Genomic DNA, 766 nt, shown 5'->3' on the forward strand with positions numbered 1-766 from the left:
AAATCCCGAGAAATCCTTGCGCAAAGGAAGTGCAAAGGAAGCACAGCGAGATAGATACAGGAGATAGATACAGGAGGGGCGCCAGATGTCTTGTTTGAGCGGATAGTTGACGGAGACGCACTAGTGTCCTGCGTCAGAAATTCGTTGACGAATTCACTACCCCTCAGTCCCGCTTCGCGGGCCAGCTCGCTGCAATCAGGGAGGCGCTTCGCGCGCATCCTGCTGGCTCGCCTGTCGGCTCACACGTTGCCTACAAACAGCTCTGCTGTTTGCCTAACGGCAACGGCCCTGCAATCATGGACGCGCTGTGCGCGCGGTTTGCTGGCTCGCCGGTCGGCTCGCACAGCACCTACAAACAGCTCTGCTGTTTGCCTAACGGCAACGGCCCCGCAATCATGGACGCGCTTCGCGCGCATCCTGCTGGCTCGCCGGTCGGCTCGCACAGCACCTACAAACAGCTCCGCTGTTTGCTTTACGGTGCTGTCCTGACAAGGGAGCCAACAATATAATCAACGAACTTCTGGCGCAGGACACTAGAGAGGAGTGCCAGTGAAGAGTGTCAGAGAGGGGTATCAGAGAAGGACGCCAGAGAGAGGTGCCAGAGAATAAAGTCACTTAACGCCTGATTTGGCACGGGGTTGTGCCGGGCCGGACCAGGCCGGTCTGTCACGCGGCGTGAAAATGGGGTAAAACTGCGTCGCGTGACAATTCGGTCTGTCACGCGACGACGGAATCGTCGATTATTGCGTTGCGTCCCACTGGTTTG

Source organism: Bifidobacterium jacchi (genome assembly GCF_009078285.1).
GTDB classification, from domain to species: Bacteria; Actinomycetota; Actinomycetes; order Actinomycetales; family Bifidobacteriaceae; genus Bifidobacterium; species Bifidobacterium jacchi.